Genomic DNA, 21,948 nt, shown 5'->3' on the forward strand with positions numbered 1-21,948 from the left:
CGCGCCTGAAAATATCCGGCGACGAAATCGGCTGGTCGCAGGCTTCCGCCGATCTGCAGGAAGCTGCAAAGCTTAAGACGCTGCCCAAGCTCCTGCAACGCAACGCCCGGCTGTTCCCCGATGTGATCGCCCAGCGCGAGAAGGAGTTCGGCATCTGGATCAGCTATAGCTGGGCCGAGGTCGAGGGCCACATTTCGCGCATGGCAGCTGCGTTCCGCGATCTTGGCGTCGGCCAGGGCGATGTCGTCGCGCTTATCGGCGACAACCGGCCCGAATGGGTCTGGGGCGAAGTCGCCGCCCATGCCTGCCGCGCCATGAGCCTCGGCATCTATCGCGACGCGCTGGAAGACGAAATCCGCTATCTCGCCGATTACGCCAAGCCGAAGGTGATCGTCGCCGAAGACGAAGAGCAGGTCGACAAGCTGCTCGAACTCGGCGACACCATTCCGAGCGTGAAGGCCATCGTCTTCACCGATCCTCGCGGCATGCTGAAATATGACGATCCGCGCCTGATCTCCATCGAGGATCTGGAAGAGCGCGGCAAGGCGCTGCTGGACGCCGATGCGGACCTCTGGTCCCGCATGGTCGACGAGACCGATGGCGCCGATGTCGCCATTCTCTGCACGACGTCGGGTACGACTTCCAATCCGAAGCTCGCCGAATGGACGGGCGACGCCTTCATCGGCCATGCCGCGATCTATCTGCGCGCCGATCCGCGCGGGTCCGAAGACGAATATGTGGCCGTCCTGCCGCTTTCCTGGGTGATGGAGCAGATGTATTCGGTTGCCTGGAACTTCCTGGCCCGGATGAAGGTGAATTTCCCCGAAGAAGAAGAAACCATGATGGCCGATCTGCGAGAGATCGGACCGACCTTCGTCCTGCTTTCGCCCCGCGCCTGGGAAACCGTTGCCGCTGATATCCGTGCGCGCATCATGGACGCCAGGCCATGGAAGCGTCGCATCTATCATTGGGGCGTCAAGCGCGGCATGGCGGCCATGGAAAATGGCAAGCGCTCCTCAGCCGCGGAATGGTTCCTCTTCCGCTATCTGCGCGACCGGCTCGGCTTTTCGCGCCTGAAATCCGCCGCCACCGGTGGCGCCGCGATGGGGCCGGATACGTTCCGGTTCTTCCAGGCCATGGGCCTGCCGCTGAAACAGCTTTACGGCCAGACCGAAGCGCTCGGCGCCCATACGGTTCACCAGGCCGGTCACGTCGATTACGAGACAGTCGGCTTTCCCATGCCGGGCTGCACGCTGACCATCCGCGACCCCGACTCTGAAGGTCTCGGCGAAGTTCTGGTCAGCCACCCCCACATGATGGCCGGCTATTATCGCAATCCCGAAGCCTCCAAAGAATGCTTCTCCGACGATGGCTGGTTCGAAACGGGCGATGCCGGCTATCTGACCGATAAGGGGCACCTCATCGTGATCGACCGCATCAAGGATCTCGCCACGACCTCGCGCGGGGTGCGCTTCTCGCCGCAATTCATCGAGAACAAGCTGAAATTCTCGACCTATGTCGCCGAGGCCGTGATCCTCGGCAAGGACCGGCCGTATCTGGCCGCGATGATCTGCATCCGCTATCCGATCCTCGCCAAATGGGCCGAGGAGCGGCGCATTTCCTTCACCACTTATTCCGACCTGGCCTCGCGTCCGGAAGTGTACGCCCTGCTGCGCGAAGAGGTCGAAAAGGTCAACGCCACCCTGCCGGCCCAGCAGCGCATCACCAAATTCCTGCTCCTCTACAAGGAGCTGGACGCGGACGACGGCGAACTGACGCGCACCAAGAAGGTTCGCCGCAGCGTGATCGCGGAGAAATACGAAGACATTATCGAACGTATCTATTCCGGCGCCGATCATGTCGACATCGATACGGTCATCAACTTCCAGGACGGCACCAAACAGCGCATCGTCACGACGCTCGCGATCGAGACGCTGGACAATGCGCCGGACGCCAAACCGACGGAGAGCCAGGCAGCATGAACACCTCACTTCTCCTCCAGCTTCTCGTCAACGGCGTCATCGTCGGCATGCTCTACGGCATCGTCGCCATGTGCTTCGTGCTGATCTACAAATCGACCCAGGTGGTGAACTTCGCCCAAGGCGAATTCGTCGTCCTCGGCGCCTGGGTCTGCCTGTCGCTGGTCGTGTCGATGGGTCTGCCCTTCTGGCTGGCCTTCCTCTTCTCGCTCGTCTTCATGATGGTATTCGGCATTCTGGTGCAGGTCATTCTGCTGCGGCCGCTCGTCGGCGAACCGGTCATCTCGGTCATCATGGCGACCATCGGCCTGTCCATCTTCATGCAGGCCACGATGAACTGGATCTTCGGCAACAACGCCGTGCGTTTTCCGCAGGTTTTCGATCAGGCAACGGTGTCGATCGGCGGGCTGAATGTCGAAACCGCCTATCTGATGAGCCTCGTTCTGTCGCTGGTCGTTATGGGAATGTTCTTCTGGTTCTTCCAGTATTCGCGCTGGGGACTGGCCATGCGGGCCACGGCCTGGAACCAGCAGATCGCTCAATCGCTCGGTATTTCGGTCGGCCGCGTCTTCGCCATGGCCTGGGCCATCTCGGCGGTGGTCTCCGGTATCGCTGGCGTCGTGATCGGCCTCGTCTCCGCCGTCTCCAACTCGCTGGCCATCATCGGCATCAAGGTGTTCCCGGCGGTCATCGTCGGCGGGCTCGACTCCATCGTCGGCGCCATTATCGGCGGGCTCACCATCGGCATTTTGGAGAACCTCGCCGAATTCGTCGACGGCCAATATCTGCAGATCGGCAACATGTATTCCGTGGCGCCCTTCTACGTCCTTCTCATCATTTTGATGATCAAACCCTACGGCCTGTTCGGCACGCCCGACATCGAGCGAGTGTAAACTGATGGCGCATGTACCCAATCCAAGACCGACCGGCGATTTCCGGGTCTCCTACGCGGCCGATCGCACGCTCTTCAAGACGAAGAACGAGACCTATTTTGTCATTGGCGGTATCCTGCTGGTTGCGCTGGCTCCGCTCTTCTTCGGCGGCTACGTCCTGTCCCAGCTGATCCTGATCGGCATCTACGCCATCGCGGCTCTGGGGTTGAATGTTCTGACCGGCATGACGGGTCAGATTTCGCTCGGTCACGGTGCGTTCTTCGGCTTCGGCGCGTTCGCATCGGCCTGGATTGCCGGTAACGGCATTCCCGTCATGCTGGCCATTCCCCTCGCCGGGATGATGACCATGGCCGTCGGCATGATCTTCGGTATACCCGCCGCGCGATTGAAAGGGCTTTACCTCGCCATCGCGACGCTGGCCTCGCAATATATCCTGCAGGACTTCTTCGCTCGCGCAGACTGGTTCACGGGCGGCACCTACGGTTCGCTGGCCGAAACGGCGAGCTTCTTCGGCTATGCACTCGATAGCGATGCGAGCTATCTCTATCTCGTCCTCTTCTGGGTGATCGTCTCCTTCGTCGGCGTGGCCAACCTTGCCCGCACACGAGACGGCCGGGCGCTGGTCGCGGTGCGCGATCATTACCTTTCCGCCGAGATCATGGGCATCAACCTGACGAAGTACCGCATCCTATCCTTCGGCATCTCGTCCTTTTTCGCCGGCATTGGCGGCGCGCTCTACGGCCACTATCTCGGTTTCGTTTCGGCGGAAGGCTTCACCATTCTGCTGTCCATCGAATTCCTGGCGATGATCATCATCGGCGGCCTGGGCTCGGTATCGGGATCGCTGCTCGGCGCGGCCTTCATTCTGCTGCTACCCCAGGCCATGGAGATCTTCGCCAATGCTGTCGCGACCGTCGTTCCGGCCATCGCGCAGGGCACCGCCTACATCAAGCAGATGAGCGTCGGCGCGGCGATCATTCTCTTCCTCGTGCTGGAACCGGAAGGGTTGGTTCACCGCTGGCGCATGATGCGCGCCAGCTGGAAGCTCTACCCGTTCTCGCATTGATACGAACGACCATTGCCGCCCTGTCTGGGGAGTGACGGGGCGGCGACAAGGATCGCGGCGGTCCTCGCGGCACCGCCACCATCCCGAACCGAACAAGACCGCGACTGGGAGGATCGACCATGACGTCGCTCACAAGACTGACCTTCGCCACCGCCTTTGCGGCCGGCACCATTCTGTCCGGCGCGGCCCTAGCGCAGGACGACAGCGTTCTCGTCGGCCAGCTGGCGGACTATACCGGACCGACATCCTTTGTCGGCAAGCAGTATGGCCCGGGCGTTTCCGACGCCTTCAAGCAGATCAACGCCGATGGCGGCATTGATGGAACCATGGTGGAACTCGATACGGTCGACTACGCCTACAAGGTTCCCGAAGCGATCGCCCAGTTCAAGAAATGGGTGGGCAACGACATGGTGGCCCTTCAGGGTTGGGGCACGGCCGATACCGAGGCGCTGATTTCCTTCGTCGCACGTGCCGAAATCCCGACCGTTTCAGCCTCCTATTCGGCGCATCTGACCGATCCCACCGGCAAGAATCCGACGACCAAATCTCCCGCGCCCTTCAACTTCTTCTACGGGCCGTCCTATTCCGACGCCTGCCGCGCGCTGGTGCAGTGGGCCGCCGACGATGCCAAGGAAAAGGGCATCGAAAAGCCGACCTTCGTGCATACCGGTGACAACCACCCCTATCCGAACGCGCCGAAAGAGGCGTGCGGCTCCTATGCTGAAGAGTTGGGCTTCAATGTTGCGCCGCCCGTCGTGGTGCCACTCGCGCCAGGTGACTTCAAGGCGCAGTGCCTGACGATCAAGGATACCGGCGCCAATTACGTCTATATGGGCAATCTTGGCGGATCGGTCGTCTCGCTCATCAAGAGCTGCAACACCGTCGGCGTCGACGCGACCTATATGGGCAACCCGTGGGCCGGCGATTACCAGACCGTGGAAGCCGCCGAAGCGCAGAACCTGATCTTCCCGTCCTCCACCCCGTTCTATGGCGCCGATGTGCCGGGCATGGAACTGGTTAAGAAGATCGCCGAGAATGGCGGCGGTCAGGTCGGCGACCGTCCGACGCATCACTACATTCGCGGCATCTGCTCGGCCTACTACATGAAGGAAGCCATGGAGTGGGCCAAGGCCAATGGCGGCATCGAGGGCAAGAACATCCGCGATGGCATGTACCAGAAGGCCGACTGGGTTCCGGAAGGTTTGGAAGGCGTCTGTTCGCCCTCGAACTGGACCACTGAGGATCATCGCGGCCTGCTGAAAGTCACGATCAATTCCGGAACCTTCAAGGACGGCGAAGCCGTGATCGAGAAGATCGCCGAGATCGACGTGCCGCGCCGCGACGAGTGGCTCGGCCAGTAACACGAATGCATCGATCCGGCCGGCCCCTCCGGGCCGGCCGGCCACGCCTCTGGCAAGCCAAGTGGAAAGCCACCGCTCATGACCATGACCGCTGACGCCCCGAAAAAAGACGATCCGGCTGCTACGTCCGGCGATACGATACTATCGCTGAACAATGTCGAAGTGGTCTTCAACGATGTGATCCTCGTGCTGCGCGGCATGTCGCTCAATGCCCGCCGCGGCCAGATCACCGCGCTTCTCGGTGCCAATGGCGCTGGCAAGTCCACCACGCTGAAGGCCATTGCGGGCCTTCTACGCACCGAGGATGGCGAAATCACGCGCGGCACCGTGTCCTACAACGACAAGGACATCACCCGCATGGCTGCCGACCGGAAGGTCCGGGACGGCATCTTTCTGGTCATGGAAGGGCGCGGCATCGTCCAGGACATGACCATCCGCGAAAATCTCCGGCTCGGCGCGTTCACGCGCAAGGACGCCGATATCGAGGCGGAGATCGCCGAGGTCTACAAGTTCTTTCCGCGCTTGCAGGAGCGCAAGGGCCTGGCCGGTTACCTGTCCGGCGGCGAACAGCAGATGCTGGCCATCGGCCGCGCCATGATGGCCAAGCCGAAGCTGATCATGATGGACGAGCCGTCCATGGGCCTGTCGCCGCTTCTGGTGAAGGAAGTGTTCGGCATCATCCGCCGCCTGAACGAGGAACTGGGCATCAGCATCCTGCTCGTTGAGCAGAACGCCAATATGGCGCTGAAAGTGGCCGATTACGGCTACATCATGGAGAACGGCAAGATCGTGCTGGACGGCACCGGCGCCGAACTGGTCGAGAATGAGGACGTCAAGGAGTTCTACCTTGGCGGCGGCGAACGCCGCTCATTCCGAAACGTCAAGAGCTTCCGCCGCCGCAAGCGCTGGCTTTGAGGCGAACGGAGGAACCCATGTCCAATTTCTTCGACGCGCTCGAGACGCGAACCGAAACCGATCGTGAGGCCGATCTCTTCTCGGCCCTGCGGATCCAGATCGCCCACGCGGTTGAGAACGCGCCCTACTATGAGCGCGCGCTTGCCGGGATCGATCCGGATGGCATCCGTGATCGCCGCGCGCTAGGCGATTTGCCGGTTCTGCGCAAATCCGATCTGCCGGCCCTTCAGGCCGAGCATCCGCCGCTCGGCGGACTGGCGACGCAGAATACCGGCAAGTTCCGGCGGCTTTTCCTGTCGCCGGGTCCGATCATCGAGCCGGAAGCCGATGAGGAACACTGGCGCATGGGCCGCGCGCTTCATGCCGCCGGCATCGGGGCGGACGACCGCGTACTGAACGCCTTCGCCTATCATCTGACGCCGGCGGGCTTCATGTTCGACCATGGCTGCGCGGCCGTCGGCGCGGCCGTCTTTCCGGGCGGCGTCGGCAATACTGACCAGCAGGGCGAAGCCATCGTCAAGCTCGGTCTCACCGCCTATGTCGGCACACCCGACTTCCTGAAAACGATCCTGGAGCGCGCCGACGAGAACGGTCTCGACACGTCCAGCCTGAAACGCGCGCTCGTCAGCGGCGGACCACTCTTTCCGAACCTTCGCGAATGGTACGAGGCACGTGGCATTTCCGTGCGCCAATGCTATGGCACGGCGGAATTGGGGCTGATTGCCTATGAGAGCGGCGGACCGGCGGACGGCATGATGACCGACGAGCACGCGCTGGTCGAGATCGTCCGTCCGGGCACCGGAACGCCGGTAGCTCCAGGAGAGGTCGGCGAAGTCGTCGTCACCACCTTCAATCCGCTCTATCCGCTGATCCGGTTCGCCACCGGCGATCTTTCGGCCTTCATGTCGGAGGCCTCGCCCTGCGGGCGCACGGGGCCGCGCCTGAAGGGCTGGATGGGTCGGGCCGATCAGACCACCAAGGTGCGCGGCATGTTCGTCCATCCCGCCCAGGTCGCCCGCATCATCGAACCCTTCGGCGGCATCGACCGGGCGCGTCTGATCGTCACCGAGCAGGAAGGCCATGACCGGCTGACGCTGCATGTGGAATCCGAGGCCGAACCGAACGGGCTGGCGGAAAAGCTGGCCGAGGCGTTACGCGCGGAATGCCGCCTTCGCGGCGAGATCGTCTTCGACCGGCCGGGCAGCCTTCCCAATGACGGCAAGGTCGTGGACGACCGTCGCCAGCTCGGCGTATGAGTGAAGCAGCCATCCCTGCCGAACCGTAAAAGGATTTCGCCATGTCGTCACAGACCATCGTCATCACCGGCGCGGCGCGCACCCCCATGGGCGCCTTCCAGGGCGAGCTTGCCGGCGTTTCGGCAACCGAACTCGGCACGGCGGCCATCGATGCGGCGCTAAAGAAAGCCGATGCGTCCGGCGAAGCCGTCGACGAGGTGTTCATGGGCAACGTCCTGCCCGCCGGCCTTGGTCAGGCCCCGGCGCGGCAGGCGGCCATCCATGCCGGCATCGACAAGGCGACGCCCTGCACGACCATTTCGAAGGTCTGCGGCTCGGGTATGCGAGCGGTCATGTTCGCCCATGACGCGCTGATGCTTGGCCAGGGCGAGACGATCGTCGCCGGTGGCATGGAGAGCATGAGCAACGCCCCTTATCTGCTACCGAAGGCGCGCGGCGGCTACCGCATCGGCCACGGTCAGGTTCTCGACCACATGATGCTGGACGGGCTCGAAGATGCCTATGACATCGCGCCGAATGGCGCGCGCCGCTCCATGGGTACCTTCGGCGAGGACTGCGCCGAAAAATATCAGCTGACGCGCGACGCCCAGGACGATTACGCCATCGCAAGCGTGGATCGCGCCGCCAAGGCCAACAAGGATGGCGGGTTCGACTGGGAGATGACGCCCGTCACCGTCTCGTCGCGACGGGGCGAAACCGTCATCGACAGTGATGAAGGCCCGCGCAGCATCAAGACCGAGAAGATCCCGCAATTGCGCCCGGCCTTCCGCAAGGATGGCTCGATCACAGCGGCGTCGTCCTCGTCGATCAACGATGGCGCGGCCGCGCTCGTCCTGTCCACCATGGCGCAGGCCGAAAAGGACGGCGCGGCGCCCATCGCCCGGATCGTCGGCCACAGCGCCTTCGCCGCCGAGCCGGGCTGGTTCACCACGGCCCCGATCTTCGCGATGGACAAGCTCCTTGAGAAAATCGGCTGGTCCTATGACGATGTCGATCTCTTCGAGATCAACGAAGCCTTCGCGGTGGTGCCGATGGTGGCGATGCAGCAGCGCTCGATCCCCCATGAGAAGGTCAACATTCATGGCGGCGCCTGCGCGCTGGGCCACCCCATCGGCGCGTCCGGCGCACGCATCATTGTCACGCTCCTCGGCGCTTTGAAACGCCACGGCCTGTCGAAGGGCGTCGCTTCCATCTGCATTGGTGGCGGCGAAGGCACGGCGATTGCGGTCGAGATGGTCGGCTAGCAGATCGCGCCGCACATCGCCGCGACTGATATGGATTATCAGATGAAGCGCCCGCACCACGGCCTGCCCGTTTCGGATTCGTGCCGATAGCGCCATCGGCGGCTGGCCTCGGTATGATTTGACGGCTAAGACAGCACATCCGACCATCGAGCCGGCAAACAGGCGCACGGTACCCACTTCAGTGGGAGGGCACAATTGCATAGACAGATCCCCGACTGCGATGAACCGATGTCGGCCAAATCTTCGTCGGCACTGCTTCTACAGCCCGGCGACCTTGAGATTATTCGCGGGTCGAACCTTTTCAAGGACATGGACGAGCCGGTTCTGCAATCGCTCCTGTCCGGCGCGTCGGTGATGACGGCGGGGCGCGGCGAAGTGCTGTTCCTGCAGGGCGAGCCGGCGGACGCCTTTTTCGTGGTGCTGGAAGGCTGGATCAAGGTTTACCGTGTTACGCCGGGCGGCGACGAAGCCGTGGTCGGCATCTTTACCGATGGGCAGAATTTTGCCGAAGCCGCGGCCTTCATCGACGGCGCCTATCCGGCGAGCGGCGAGGCCGTGACGGAATCGCGAATCGCGCGTATTCCCGCTCGTCACCTCAAGAAGCGAATGGCGGAAAATCCGGAGATCGGCCTGGCCATGCTGGCGTCCACATCGCGGCATCTGCATTTGCTCATACGGCAGATCGAACAGTTGAAAGCCCATACGGGCGCGCAGAGGGTTGCGGAATTTCTTTCATCCCTGACGCGTGTGGAGAGTGGCGCCTGCATGCTGGCTCTGCCTTACGACAAGACCCTCATTGCCGCCCGTCTCGGCATGAAACCGGAAAGCCTGTCGCGCGCCTTTCACCGCCTGAAAGGCCAGGGCGTGGAGATCAAGAACAATGTCGCGCTGATCGACGATATTGAACGGTTGCGCAATTTCGTCGATCAGGAACGCGCCGAAGTGATCCGTTCGGGCAAGCGCGGCTGAGGCTTTCCTAGCCCGACAAAACGGTGCGTGCGCCAAGCCGGTCGACAGCGATGGCCCGGCCGCCCGTCTTTGCAAGAGCCACGGCCAACCCTTTCGCCGGCAGCAGGGCAAACCCCGTCGAGAGCCCGTCCGCTATGGCGGCCGATGAGTGAATGACGCTGATACGCCGCCATTGGCCCGCGACCGGCCCGCGCTTCGGATGAAGAATATGACCGACTGCCCCGCTTTCGTCGAACGACGTGCCCTTGGGAGCCGACGTTGCGACGGCCATATCGGTCAGCGCAAGCGTCTCCTCTGCATCACTGTCGCCGGCTTCCGCCAGGCCGACCCGCCAGGGTTGGCCCGGTTCCCGCTCGCCAAGCGCCGATATCTCGCCGACGGAGACCAGAACATTGGCAAGGCCCGCACTTTTGAGCAACGCCGCGACGCGATCGGTGGCGTAGCCCTGCGCGATACCGTTCAGCGTCAGCGCCATGCCATCTCGTGCGAAGGCGATCTCGTCGCTACCAATTCGAACATCCTGCCAGCCGACCTTGCCGAGCGCGGCATCGAGCGCGACCCGATCCGGCCGGCCGCCGGTTTGGGCCAATAGCGACCAGACCGGTTGCACGGTCGGATCGAACAGACCGTCCGTCGCTTCGTGGACCGTGCCGACGATGGACAGCAGCGCGACCATCTCCTGCGACGGCATGGCGAGGCGGCCATCGCGATTGAGCCGAACGATTTCACTGCCCGGCCGATAGAGGCTGAACAGGGTCTCCATCCGCTCGATCTCGGCACGGGCCGCGGCAATCAGCGGCTGCGCTTCCTGTTCCGGCAGGCCGGCTATGGTGAGCGAAGCGCCGGCGCCCATGGCGAATCCGGACCAGCGGACATGGGCGGCGGCGAAGGCCGGGCCGGCCATCAGCAGCGACGCCGACGAAGCGGCGGCGATCTGGATGAAGCGGCGGCGATTGATGCTCATCGGGACGCCTCCCCTTCGTCTTTTCCCGCTTCGGTCGCCCCGGTTGGCGTCACGTCCACCGGCGCCAGCACATAGGCGTCCGGAATGTCGGCGAGCGAGACGATCTCGCCGCCATGCGCCTCGGCGAACGCCTCGGCTTCCGCCTTCTCCGAAAAGGGGACGGCTTCCGGCGCGCCCATGCCGCCCCGCCTCTCACTGCCGATCACGTAATGGGCGGTTTGCGCGTCGGTCCAGTTGTCCGGTCCCGGTTCGGTCCAGGACGATGCCTTGCTCATATCGGACACATAGACGGCCCGCACTTCCCCGGTTTCTTCGGGCATTCGGAGAAAGGCGATCACGTCGCGGACCTGGCTGAACCAGAGCGGATGATCCAGTCCGGCGACATGGGCTTGCGCTTTCGGACCCTCATGCTCCAGTACGATCATCTGGCAGTAATGACCGGTCGCCTCGGCGGTCATGGAAACCGGTCGCGGCTTTTCGGCGGTCTGCGGCTGGCACGCCGCCAGCAGAGCGGTGGCCAGCACGGCAAGAAATCTCATGGTTCGAGCCTCCTGAAAACGATGCTTGCCGCCCCGAGCGCCGCCACGATCCAGATTCCGAGCGACAGCAGGGCGGTCTCGACGGGGAAGGGCAAGGCTGCGCTGGCGCCGGCAAAGCCGGTCGCCTCCGCGCCGATATCGAGCGCGGCCAGATTGTAGAGGCGGAACGCATCGGCGGGATTGGCCAGCAGCAGGAACGGAAAGGCCGTCCTGGCGAACACGCCGTCCGGATCGGCGACCAGCGCGCCGAGCAGGCCGAGATCGTAGAGAACGACGGCGACCAGCCAGATGCCGACGGCGAGCGCCGCCGCCGTGCCCGTCTGCCGGACGGACGCGCTGGCGATGGTTCCGATGGCGATGAAGGCCGCGCCGAGCGCGATACTGGTCGCGAGCAGTCGCAGCAGCGCGGACAACCCGTCGGTCGCGCCGCCGGCCATCGCAATGACGGCGAGCGCCGCGATCCCGTAGCCGATGACGATCGCCACCGCGACGATCGCAAGTTGGCCGAGCGCCTTGCCAAGAATGACGGCGCTTCTGGACACCGGGGTCGCGAGCAGGAGCGGCAGGGTGCCGCGCTCGACCTCGCCGGCGATGGAATCGAAGGCCAGAAGAAGCGCGATCAGCGGCACCAGATAGACGGAGAGCGTGGCGAGGCTGGCCACGGTGATCGTCAGCGGCGCAACCTTGACGTCGCCGGTCGGGGCAGACCCCAGAAACGCCAGCACCAGCGCGAACAGCGCCAGAATGGCGGTGGCCAGAAGCACCCAGCGATTGCGGAACCCGATGCGGATTTCGGTCGCCGCGATAGCCGTGATGTGACCGATCATGACGCGCCTCCCGTGCCGGTGGCGGAAAAATGGCGGTAGATGTCGTCGAGGCTGGGCTGCGCGACGTCGAAATCCGTGACCAGCGGTCCGAGCGCGGAAATGGCGGCGAGCCGGTCCATCTTCTGCGGCAGCGGGCAGAGAAGCTCGACCGACTGGCCATTTATACGGTCTCCGCCGAGCCGGGCCGAGACCTCTTCGACATGATCGGGACGGGCCCGAACGCGAATGCGGATGGGAAGGGCGGCGTCGGCCTGCAACTGCGCCAGCGGCGCATCGGCGACCAGCCGGCCGGACCGCAATATGGCGACACGGTCGGTCCGCGCTTCCAGCTCGCTGAGGCTGTGCGAGGACAGAAGAACGGCGGTGCCGGCCGTCGCGACCTCATCGAGAAGTTCGTAGAAATCGCGCCGCGAGATCGGATCGAGGCCGGATGTAGGCTCGTCCAGCAGCATCAGGCGAGGCCTGCCGACCAGCGCCTGGGCCAGACCGAGCCTTTGCCGCATTCCTTTCGAATAGCCGCCGACCCGTCTGTTCATGGCGTCGGCAAGGCCGACCCGCTCGAGCGCCCTGTCGGCGTCGGCCTTCGGCGCCCCTTTCAGGCGGGCGTAGAAGCGCGCGATTTCGCGCCCGGTCAGCGTTTTCGGAAAAGCGACGTTTTCCGGCAGATAGGAAACGGCGATGCGGGCGGCATTGGCGCCCGGCGCATGGCCGTCGATCGTGACCGCGCCGGCGTCGGGCCGGATGAAGCCCAGGACCAGCCGGAAAAGGGTCGTCTTGCCGGCGCCATTGTGGCCCAGAAGCGCGACGCGCTCGCCGGGCGCGACAGCGAGCGACACATCGTCGAGAGCGACGACCTTCTGAAAGCGCTTCGACACGGCCGCAAGTTTCAGCACTGCGCTCATGAGGGCGATCCTTCGTTGAGCGGAACGGGCTGCATCAAAGGCGCGGTATCCACCACCCCGCCTGGCAGAAGGGCCGGAAATTCCCGTTGCGCCCAGCGGATCAGCTGAACGGCGGGGCTGCCGACGAGCAGATGCGCCGCCGGTTGGGTCCAGAGCACCTCGTCCATCCGGTCATTGGGCCGGAATGGCTGATCGGCGATGCCGTCGCCATCGATGTCGAAGGCGGCGTGATCGGACCAGTAATTGCCCCGGCCCTCTTCGCTCCAGTCATGGCGTTTGGAGCCGACATATTTGACCTGCGTCCGGTTGCCGATAAAGGCGTTGCCGCTGATGGCGTTGCGCTCCGAACCGGCGGTGAAATGAATGCCGATCGGACAACGCTCGAACCGGTTGTCGGCGATCCGGTTGCGGTTGGCATTGTACATGAAGAGGCATTTCTTGCCGCCATCGCGCACCAGATTGCGCTCAATGGCCGCGTCATTGGCGTAGTTCAGCATGATGCCGTGGTCGCGATCGCCATCCGACACATTGCCGCTCATGCGGATATGGCGGCTATACATGACCGCATAGCCCAGATGATTGCCGGTCGAGACATTGCCGGCGATCTCCGCGCCATTCGCATACATGAAATGGATGGCGAAGCGCAGCTCCGAAAAGCGGTTGCGGTAGAAGCTGTCATTGTGGCTGGTGTTGACGAAGATGCCGTCGCGGCCGAGCCGCACGCTATTGTCTTCGACAACGACGCCGGGCGCGTTCCAGATATAGATGCCGTTGCCCCTGGCGTTCATGCGGTGATCGTCGCGGCCGGTGATCGTGTTTCGCCGCACCTGCGCGTCGGCCGCGCCATGCACGTCGATGCCGTGGAGATTGCCGGTCACGATATTGTCTTCGATGACGGCGCGGGCGGCCTTCTGCGTCAGCTTGATGCCGGAATCGAGGGTCTCGTGCGAGGAACCCGAACCGGTGACGCGCAGGCTGGAAACCGTGACATCGGGCGCATCGACAACGATGACCGTGCCGGTGCCTGGCCCTTCGATATGCGCCCCTTCGCCGCGCAGCGTCAGCGGTCGCTCGATTACGATCGGCCCTTTATACGCGCCGGGAGACAGGCGAAGCACGTCCCCCGACGCGGTCGTTTCGAGGGCCGCCGCGAGCGCGCCGGGCCGTGCCTCCACGACGATCTCGGCCGCATGGGCCGTGACCGCCGGGAAGCAGGCGACGAACGCAACAAGGATCGCGGCAGCCGGTTTCATGGCGTCAGGTCGCCCGCGGTTCGACGAACATGCGGCCGCGCATTTCCATATGCAGCGCATGGCAGAACCACTGGCAGTAGAACCAGTGGACGCCGGGCCTGTCGGCGATGAACGTCACCGAGGCCGTTGCTTTGGGCGCGACCTCCATGGCGACGCCGAAATTGGCCAGGGTGAAGCCGTGGGTCAGATCGTCGATGTCGTCGATATTTGTCACATAGACCGTGACTTCGTCGCCCTGCTTGACCGTGAACTTGTCGAGGCTGAAGACCGGCGCGGCGGAGTGCATGTAGACCCGCACCTTGTTGCCGTCGCGGATCGGCTCCGGCGCACCGTCTTCCAGATCGACGCCATCGGCCTCTGCCTGCTTGCGCGCATCCTCCCACATCGGATCGTCGCGGTCCCAGACGACCTTCGGGCTCACCTTCGACCGATGCACCAGAATGGAATCGTGCGGTTCGGCGAAGGTCGCACCGTCGTGCACGACTTTCATCTCGTCCGATGAGAGGTCGATCAGCTGTTCGCATTCCGGCTTGAGCGGCCCGACATTCAGGAACCGGTCCTTGGAGAACTTGTTCATCGAGATCAGCCACTTGCCATCGGCCTCGGCGGTCTCGCCCATCGTCGTGGAGTTGTGGCCCGGCTGGTAGTGGACATCGACCTTGGAGATGATCGGGTCGACCTCCTCGCCCGCATATTGGCGGATCGCCTTGCCGATGTTCCACTTCACCACCTGGCTGTCGAGAAACAGCGTGGTGAAGGCGTTGCCCTGGCCGTCATAGGCCGTGTGAAGCGGGCCGAGGCCGAGTTCCGGTTCGCCGACAATGGCCGAGCGAGGATCGGCATCGCCTTCGAACAGGGCGTCGAGCTTCTCGACATCCATGATCGAGACGGTCGGCGACAATTTGCCGTTGATGACCACATGCTTCTTGTCCGGCGCGGTGTTGATGCCGTGCGGCGAGTTCGGGATCGGAATGTAGCGCGTATATTTCGAGCCCTTGCGGCCATCGAGGACCGGCACGCCGTTCATTTCGGTGTAATCGCCGGCGGCGACGCCCTCTTCGATCCGCTTGATGTTGAAGACCACCACATGGTCGGTCTCCGACGCGGTCATCTCGGCGAGGTTGACGCCCATCTCCGAATTGTAGGAGGTGGAGAAGGCGTATTTGCCCTGATAGTCGCAATCGGTGTTGTCCAGATTGCCATCGACGATCACCTGCCAGGCCACCTCCATCGTGTCGCCATCGATGGCGGTGTAGATGCAGCGATAGGCCGACGGATCGTCGAGGATCCGGCCGTCATTGGGCAGCGGCGCTTCGTGCTCGCCATTGGCGAAGATGTAGCCCGTGCGCGGATATTTCTGCGGCCGCATGCCGTGAATGTCGTGCGCATTTGGGATCTCGATGATCTTGTCGCACTTCATGACGTCGCAGCGCACACGCGCCACGCGTGTATTGGCCTTGTCGTTCATAAACAGATAGCGGCCATCATAGGTGCCGTCGGTGAACGACATGTGGGGATGGTGCAGGTCGCCATTGTCGTAGGTGACCTTGCCCTGAGCGGCCAGATAGGCCTTGGTTTCCGGCAGAAGGCCCTCGGTCAGGATCTTCAGGCTCTCATTGGTCTGGCCCCAGCCGGTGGCCGAGCAGCGGTTGAACACCGGCACGCGCATTAGCTCGCGCATTGACGGCACGCCCAGAATGCGCAGTTCGCCCGTTTGGCCGGACGACCAGAAGCCGTAATATTCGTCGAGTTCTCCGGGCGCCAGATGCGGCGCGCCGGCGGTTTCCGCGCGGGCGGGCGAAATGGCGTTGCCAGCCAGCATCGCGCCGCCGATACCAGTCCCGGCTGCAACCGCGCCAACGGCGCTGGCGGAAAGGAGATCGCGGCGCGAAACGCCCAGTCCCCTGGTGGTTTTGTCGGTCATCGTCATGCTCCTTGTGTAGGTTCGATGAGGGTGGGCCGGCTCTTATTGGACGGTTCGGCCGGATTGATTGCGGAGGAATGGGGGCTGTTGCTGCGCATGAATTTGGCGCGTTTCGCATCGCGCTTGATGACCACCGGGCACTTGGTCGGGCTCTGGTAGAGAACCTGGCAATGCAGGCACTGGTGGCACTCATTGGGATTGATGTGCCCTTCGGGATGGATGGCTTGCACCATGCATTCATTGGCGCAGCGCTTGCAGGGATTGCCGCATTCCCGGTAGCGCTTGAGCCAGTCGAACATGCGCAGCCGCGCCGGAATGGCGAGCGCGGCGCCGAGCGGGCAGAGATACCGGCAGTAGAAGCGTTCGATGAACAGCCCCGCGGCAAGCAATGCCACCACGAAAGCGACATAGGGCCAGTCGCGTTGGAACTTCAGGATGATCGCCGTCTTGAAAGGCTCGATTTCGGACAGCTCCTCCGCCAGGGAGAGTGAATAGAGCGAAACGCCGAAGAGACCCAGAAAGATGATGTATTTCAGCGGCCAGAGCCGTTCATGCAGGCCCCATGGCACGGTGATCTGCGGAATGCGTGCGAGTTTGGCCAGCCGGTTGGTCAATTCCTGCAGCGCTCCGAACGGGCAGAGCCAGCCGCAGAAGACGCCCCGCCCCCAGAACAGAAGCGAAGCGGCAACGGAGAACCACAGAACGAAGATCAACGGATCCATCAGAAAGGCCGACCAGGAGAAATCGGTCGTTGCCGCCGAGACGAAGGCCAGCACATTGACGACGGACAATTGCGCGTTGGCGTACCAGCCGAGGAAAAAGAGTGTGAAAGTGAGAAAACCGATCCGGAACCAGAAGGTGAAGCGCTCGCTGCGCGTGATCTGCATCTGAAAAAAGAAGACGCCGGTGAGAACGAGCAGCGCTACGCCGAGCACGGCGACTTCGACAGTCTTCGCCTCCCAGATCCGCTTCCACAGATGGGTCAGTTCGCCGGGATCGGAAGCGGCCAGTTCGCCGGACACTTGCGGTTCGGCGGTAGGGGGCTCGGGAGAGACCGTCTCGACGAAACGGTCCGGCAGGACGTAGCCGAGATCGAAGGTCGTGAACACCTTGTCGATCGGCCCCACCGGCCTCTGAACCAGAAGCTGCAAACGGAACGGCTCGGCCGGATCGAAGCCGACATCCGCAGGAATTCTGAACAGATCGAGTTCGTTGAAGGATGGCGCCCCTTCGGCTGCGATTCTGCCGAGACGCCGGTGCTGCCGGTCGAAGAAGCGCACCGAAACGTCGCCTTGCACGAGCTGGATACGGTCGAAAATGCCGCCGCGCACATAGCCCGATCCCTTGAACGAATAGCGACCTCGTCCGGCAACGAGTATGGCGTGTTCGCCTTCACTAAGCCAGCTTTGCAGATTGCCGTATTCCGCCGGGCCGAGAAGGCTTTTGCCGATCTCCGGCACCGAGACCAGCGCCATGCGCATATCGACAAAGGGGTCGGACGGATCGCCGGGTTCGGGCCGGGCGCTCGCCCGTTCATCGCCCAACGCGGCGAAGGCGGCATTGACCTGCCCCACATCGAGCGTCAGCGGCCGGATCGACCCGTCGCCCGCCAGGGTCGGCCAGTCGACAATCGCCGGATCGGGATCGGCTTTCAGCGTTTTCGTGATGCCGGACGTTTCCTCGACCATCAGTCCGCCGAGACCGAGCGAGCGGGCGACCTTCAGTCCCGCCCGCACGATGGAATCGTCGATCACCATGATCGTGACCGTTGCGCCGGAAACGATGTCGAGATCGTGGGCGGAGCCCCCAGCTTCGGCTTCTGCGATCAGATCGAGACCGACATAGCGGTCGATGACAGCGTTGATTTTCGATTCCGGAATGCCGATCAGCACGATCGGCTCGGAGTGCTCGACCATGCGAAGGCCCGTCACCTTCGCATCGGCGTCGACCCCGACGAGAATATGAATTGGCTTGCCGGAATAGCCTGTCGTCGTGACAAAATCCGAGGTCAGAAAGACATGGCCCAGCGTCTCGCCGTTCCGAACGGCCGGCACCACCGCACCTTCGGCCAACGGCGTCCCGTAGCTCTGGGCGCCGGGCACGATCTCCGCTACGGGCACATCGTCGAGATAGGTGTTGAGAAGCGGTGCCGCGTATCCCGGAACCGAAAGGGCCAGGATGGCAAGCACCGCCATCATGCCGGTCACCCAGAATCGCCGAGCCACTGTCCATTCCCGAATTGGTGTCGTTCAAACTCATTCTGACACTTGCCGATCGACGGCCATGGCGACTTGACCAAAGTCAGGCGAAAGGCGCTTCGTTGAGGAAAGATGACGCAAGGAATGAACGCCGAACGGTCGGACCCCCTTGGTCGGGCGACCATAAACGACATTCGACGCTCCCGATCCCAGGCGAAACCTGACCAAAGTCAAGTCCGGCCTTGGGATCGTGTGCCAAAGTCGACGTCAAAATCGAGAGCCTTGCGCCATATCGAACAGCCAATGCGCTCGTGACGACGCATAAGAACCGGTCGGTCAGGCGCTCCAACCCTTCAGCGAGTAACCCATGCCGCTATCGTCCGCAGAACAGATACGGCGTTGGCAGGGTCCGGCCCTGCTATCCTACGGTTTTCGGCCATTCTTCCTTTTCGGCGCGCTGTGGGCCGGCTTCGCCATGGTCGTCTGGATCGTGACGCTGTCCGGCGCGCTGTCCCTGCCTTCGCGTTTCGACCCCGTGTCATGGCACGCCCACGCCTTTCTCTTCGGCTATCTCAGCGTCATCATCGCCGGTTTTCTGCTGACGGCGGTGCCGAACTGGACGGGACGACTGCCAGTGGTCGGCTGGCCTCTCGGATTGCTGGCGGCGATATGGCTTGCCGGGCGCGTCGCGATTTTCTTCTCGGCCTATCTCAATCCGGTTTTGGTTGCCGCGCTGGATCTGGCATTCACCGTTCTGCTCGGCGCGGTCATCCTGCGTGAAATCGTCGCGGGGAAGAACTGGCGCAACCTGATCGTCCTGGCGCTGCTGGCGGTCTTCACGCTCGCCAACCTGCTCTATCATCTGGAAGCGGCATGGGGCGGCTATCCGGCAGGTGGTTTCGGCATCCGACTCGGCCTCGGTGCGGCTTTGACGATGATCGCCGTCATTGGCGGCAGGATCATCCCCTCCTTCACCCGCAACTGGCTGGTCCAGCAGAAAAGCACGGTGCTGCCGGTGCCGCCGATGCAACCTTACGATAAGGGGCTGCTCCTGTTCAGCATTGGCGCCCTTTTGCTTTGGGTGCTGCTGCCGCAATATTTTCTGACCGGCCTTGCGCTCATTCTCCTCGGTTTCGGCCATCTATTCCGGCTCGCCCGCTGGCGGGGTATCCTGACCCATGCCGAAGCGCTGGTCGCGATCCTTCACATCGCCTATCTGTTCGTGCCGCTCGGCGCACTGGCCGTCGGTGCCGCGATCCTCTGGCCGGCAGCGGTCCCGCTTCAGGCGGCCCAGCATCTGTGGATGGCCGGCGCGATCGGCACGATGACGCTGGCCGTCATGACACGCGCAACGCTCGGCCATACCGGCCAACGGCTCCACGCGGATCGATGGACGGTCGTCATCTACCTGGCCATCACCGGCGCAATGGCCCTTCGCTTCGCGCAATCCTTCGTGTCCCTGCCGGCGATGTTGGAGATTGCCGGTATCTTGTGGTGCATCGCCTTTTTCGGCTTCGCCTTGGCCTACGGACCGGCGCTTCTTCAGCAGCGCAAACGCAGCGTATGACAAGTTCTGAGCGGATGGGGGCCAACCGGCTTGTTTGTCCGCTGCCGGAGGCAATTTTCGTGGGGCAACTCAGACAAGCCCGCAAATCAGTCGGTGGGCGGTTCGTCATCCGTCACGAGGCGCAGGCCGAGATGCGCGGGGGGCGAGCCGACGGCGCAGCCGCCCCGCGCCGGGTCTCGTTCCAGAAAGGGAATGGTGGTCACATGCTCGCCGGCAACAAGAAAGGCCGGGCAGTGTTCGGGATCGATGTTGCTGGAGTAGCAGTCATGTGTCCATTCCCAGACCGGTCCGTCCAGATCGCCGATACCATCTGGTGATCGGGAGTGGGAGCCGATCAGTTTGAGTGTCCGGCTCTTTTGCTCGTCGAGGACATAGGCGGACGCCCAGCTCAACTCGGGCGCGTCGAAGATCGGATCGGCCTTTTCCGGCATAACGGTTTTCGCCATCTCAGCCCATTCGGCCGCGCTTGGCAGACGGAAGGAATGGCCGGTCCGCTCGCTGACCCAGCGAACATATTGCATAGCGTCGTCGTGATTGAGGCCGGTCGCCGGCAGACGCGCCGGATCGGCTCCGGTGCTGGAGCGCAGTTTCAGATCGCAACCGCCATCCTCGTGGCAGACGTTCCACTCTGCGACCGACAGTTCATAAGGCTGAACCCAAAGTGTTTTCGGCCGGCCTTCGACGACAAGTCTGACGGGAACGGTTTCCGGCAGGACCGATAGATCGCCGGATCGCCCGCCCCAGTCGACAAAAGCGAGAGCCCCCGCTGTCACGGCAATCCCGGCCAGACCGATACCGGCCAGGATGAGAACATGCGTGGCAGTGGGAACTCTCATCTCAGGGACCCTTCAATTCAGGTTTCCGATGTGCGCGGTGCGACCACCTGCTCCATCAGCGCGTTGTCCCATTCGCCATCGACCACGAAATGGGCAGTTGCGCCCAGAAGAGCGGCCTCGATCAGATTGTGGTTGACGTAGGCGTAGACGCCCGGCTGCTTGAAGGTGTATATCGCTGCGCCGGCGCTGCCGCCGCGGATGAACCACGTTTCGAGGCCGGTCTGAGGTGCGTCGGTGAACGATCCGCTCTCCCAGACATAATCGCCATGACCGCCGATCAGGTGCGGCCGTGTATCGCGGTTGGCCTGATTGTGAATCATCAGGACGGTCTTGCCGACTTCCGACTTCAGCGCATTAGAGCCGGTCAGCGCTCCGACTGCACCGTTGAAGACCGAATGCGTCGGCGTCAGCGTCCGCATGGCTTCCAGCGAATCCGCGTAATCGTCGCCGGCATTGGCGTAGGTCTTGTAGGTTCCGTCGGCGTTCTTCGGCAGATAGTAGTCCTGCTCGCCAATATAGGCGATCTCGTCATAGCGCAGCGGATTGCCGTCGCCGTCCTTCAGACCGTCGCGGGGCAGAACCATGACAGCCCCGTTCATGCCGTGGCAGACATGGTAGGGGATCATCGCGCCGCCGGGCGCGCAGTGATAGGTGAAGAGACCGGCCTTCGTGGCTTTCCAGCGCAGCACGGTTTCCTCGCCCGGGTAGATGTGGGTGAGCCCACCGCCGCCGAGCGCGCCCGTGGAGGCGTGGAAGTCGATATTGTGCTCCAGCTGGTTCTTCGACGGGCTGCGCAGCGTCAGTTCGACATAATCGTCCTGATGGACGATGATGAGCGGGCCCGGAACGGACCCGTGATAGGTCATAGCCCAGATCGATGCGCCGCTGTCTTCGTCGACGACCATCAGCCTCTCGTCGACGGTCATCGTGATCTCTACGATTTTCGGATCGCCGCTGGCGACCTGGTCGTGCTTGGGCGCAAAGGGCGGCCTTACCAGTTCCTGTTTGACCCGTTCATAGCCGGTCAGATCGGCTGGAGCGGCTTTCTCCTGCTGCACCCGAAGAATGGCCGGGTTCGGCATTTTCGGCATTTTGGGCATGATCGTGCCCGCGGTCGGGGCAGCCGTTGCAGCGGCTCCCGTCAATGTCGCGGCGCCGGCCAGCGCTGTGCCGAGGAGGACGGTCCGGCGTGTTGCGGAGACCGATCCGCTTTCGTTCGATTTGGTCATGTCATTCTCCTATTGTGTAGGACATC

Annotated in this window: 18 protein-coding genes; 9 read left to right on the forward strand and 9 right to left on the reverse strand. The window is 63.1% G+C overall.

From position 1 onward, the window contains the following. The first annotated feature begins 53 nt into the window (after window positions 1–53). The 8 genes from B7H23_RS12020 to B7H23_RS12055 all read left to right on the forward strand — a co-directional run bounded on the left by B7H23_RS12020 (window position 54) and on the right by B7H23_RS12055 (window position 9,683). Entirely contained in the window at window positions 54–1,982 is a 1,929-nt protein-coding gene (locus B7H23_RS12020) for an AMP-binding protein (protein ID WP_240535096.1), read from the forward strand. Beyond that, on the forward strand, window positions 1,979–2,872 hold the full coding sequence (locus tag B7H23_RS12025; protein ID WP_094077611.1) for a branched-chain amino acid ABC transporter permease: 894 nt from the start codon (window positions 1,979–1,981) through the stop codon (window positions 2,870–2,872). Before B7H23_RS12020 ends, B7H23_RS12025 begins: the two co-directional genes overlap by 4 nt. A 4-nt stretch (window positions 2,873–2,876) precedes the next feature. Next, entirely contained in the window at window positions 2,877–3,938 is a 1,062-nt protein-coding gene (locus B7H23_RS12030; protein ID WP_094077612.1) for a branched-chain amino acid ABC transporter permease, read from the forward strand. A gap of 119 nt (window positions 3,939–4,057) precedes the next feature. Continuing rightward, window positions 4,058–5,299 carry an ABC transporter substrate-binding protein gene (locus tag B7H23_RS12035; protein ID WP_094077613.1) on the forward strand — a complete coding sequence of 414 codons (1,242 nt, stop codon included), beginning with the start codon at window positions 4,058–4,060 and terminating at the stop codon, window positions 5,297–5,299. Between the two features lie 78 nt (window positions 5,300–5,377). After that, window positions 5,378–6,214, forward strand: coding sequence for an ABC transporter ATP-binding protein (locus B7H23_RS12040; RefSeq protein ID WP_094077614.1), 837 nt, complete (start codon window positions 5,378–5,380; stop codon window positions 6,212–6,214). A 17-nt stretch (window positions 6,215–6,231) separates the two neighbouring features. Next, entirely contained in the window at window positions 6,232–7,470 is a 1,239-nt protein-coding gene (locus B7H23_RS12045; RefSeq protein WP_094077615.1) for a phenylacetate--CoA ligase family protein, read from the forward strand. A gap of 41 nt (window positions 7,471–7,511) precedes the next feature. After that, the gene (locus B7H23_RS12050; protein ID WP_094077616.1) at window positions 7,512–8,714 is read left to right on the forward strand and encodes an acetyl-CoA C-acyltransferase; all 1,203 of its coding nucleotides are present in this window, start codon (window positions 7,512–7,514) and stop codon (window positions 8,712–8,714) included. Between the two features lie 228 nt (window positions 8,715–8,942). Then, entirely contained in the window at window positions 8,943–9,683 is a 741-nt protein-coding gene (locus tag B7H23_RS12055; RefSeq protein ID WP_206608897.1) for a Crp/Fnr family transcriptional regulator, read from the forward strand. A 7-nt stretch (window positions 9,684–9,690) separates the two neighbouring features. On the opposite strand, the gene B7H23_RS12060 is transcribed toward B7H23_RS12055, so the two are convergent. Genes B7H23_RS12060 through B7H23_RS12090 form a run of 7 tightly spaced genes read right to left on the reverse strand, consistent with a single transcriptional unit; the run spans window position 9,691 to window position 18,290 of the window. Next, window positions 9,691–10,647, reverse strand: a complete 957-nt coding sequence (locus tag B7H23_RS12060) for an FAD:protein FMN transferase (RefSeq protein ID WP_094077617.1) — start codon at window positions 10,645–10,647, stop codon at window positions 9,691–9,693. After that, window positions 10,644–11,186 carry a nitrous oxide reductase accessory protein NosL gene (locus tag B7H23_RS12065; RefSeq protein WP_094077618.1) on the reverse strand — a complete coding sequence of 181 codons (543 nt, stop codon included), beginning with the start codon at window positions 11,184–11,186 and terminating at the stop codon, window positions 10,644–10,646. The genes B7H23_RS12060 and B7H23_RS12065 overlap by 4 nt, the downstream gene beginning before the upstream one ends. After that, entirely contained in the window at window positions 11,183–12,013 is an 831-nt protein-coding gene (locus tag B7H23_RS12070; RefSeq protein WP_094077619.1) for an ABC transporter permease, read from the reverse strand. The genes B7H23_RS12065 and B7H23_RS12070 overlap by 4 nt, the downstream gene beginning before the upstream one ends. Then, window positions 12,010–12,915, reverse strand: coding sequence for an ABC transporter ATP-binding protein (locus B7H23_RS12075; protein ID WP_094077620.1), 906 nt, complete (start codon window positions 12,913–12,915; stop codon window positions 12,010–12,012). Before B7H23_RS12075 ends, B7H23_RS12070 begins: the two co-directional genes overlap by 4 nt. Continuing rightward, window positions 12,912–14,168: a nitrous oxide reductase family maturation protein NosD gene (locus B7H23_RS12080; protein WP_094077621.1), complete on the reverse strand. Its 1,257-nt coding sequence runs from the start codon at window positions 14,166–14,168 to the stop codon at window positions 12,912–12,914. Before B7H23_RS12080 ends, B7H23_RS12075 begins: the two co-directional genes overlap by 4 nt. Before the next feature lie 4 nt (window positions 14,169–14,172). Next, complete coding sequence (nosZ, locus tag B7H23_RS12085; RefSeq protein ID WP_094077781.1) at window positions 14,173–16,092, reverse strand: TAT-dependent nitrous-oxide reductase; 1,920 nt, start codon at window positions 16,090–16,092, stop codon at window positions 14,173–14,175. Window positions 16,093–16,094: 2 nt separating this feature from the next. Next, window positions 16,095–18,290, reverse strand: a complete 2,196-nt coding sequence (locus B7H23_RS12090; RefSeq protein ID WP_094077622.1) for a NosR/NirI family protein — start codon at window positions 18,288–18,290, stop codon at window positions 16,095–16,097. Between the two features lie 367 nt (window positions 18,291–18,657). Here B7H23_RS12090 and B7H23_RS12095 point away from each other — a divergent pair, with 367 nt between their 5' ends. Beyond that, a complete protein-coding gene (locus B7H23_RS12095; RefSeq protein WP_094077623.1) occupies window positions 18,658–19,857 on the forward strand; it encodes an NnrS family protein in 1,200 nt (399 codons plus the stop codon). Between the two features lie 86 nt (window positions 19,858–19,943). On the opposite strand, the gene B7H23_RS12100 is transcribed toward B7H23_RS12095, so the two are convergent. Both B7H23_RS12100 and nirK read right to left on the reverse strand, forming a co-directional pair. After that, the gene (locus B7H23_RS12100) at window positions 19,944–20,693 is read right to left on the reverse strand and encodes a formylglycine-generating enzyme family protein (RefSeq protein ID WP_094077624.1); all 750 of its coding nucleotides are present in this window, start codon (window positions 20,691–20,693) and stop codon (window positions 19,944–19,946) included. Between the two features lie 17 nt (window positions 20,694–20,710). Beyond that, window positions 20,711–21,922, reverse strand: coding sequence for a copper-containing nitrite reductase (gene nirK, locus B7H23_RS12105; protein WP_094077625.1), 1,212 nt, complete (start codon window positions 21,920–21,922; stop codon window positions 20,711–20,713). Window positions 21,923–21,948: the final 26 nt, after the last annotated feature.

The sequence above is a fragment of the Notoacmeibacter marinus genome (assembly GCF_002238045.1).
Classification (GTDB): domain Bacteria; phylum Pseudomonadota; class Alphaproteobacteria; order Rhizobiales; family Rhizobiaceae; genus Notoacmeibacter; species Notoacmeibacter marinus.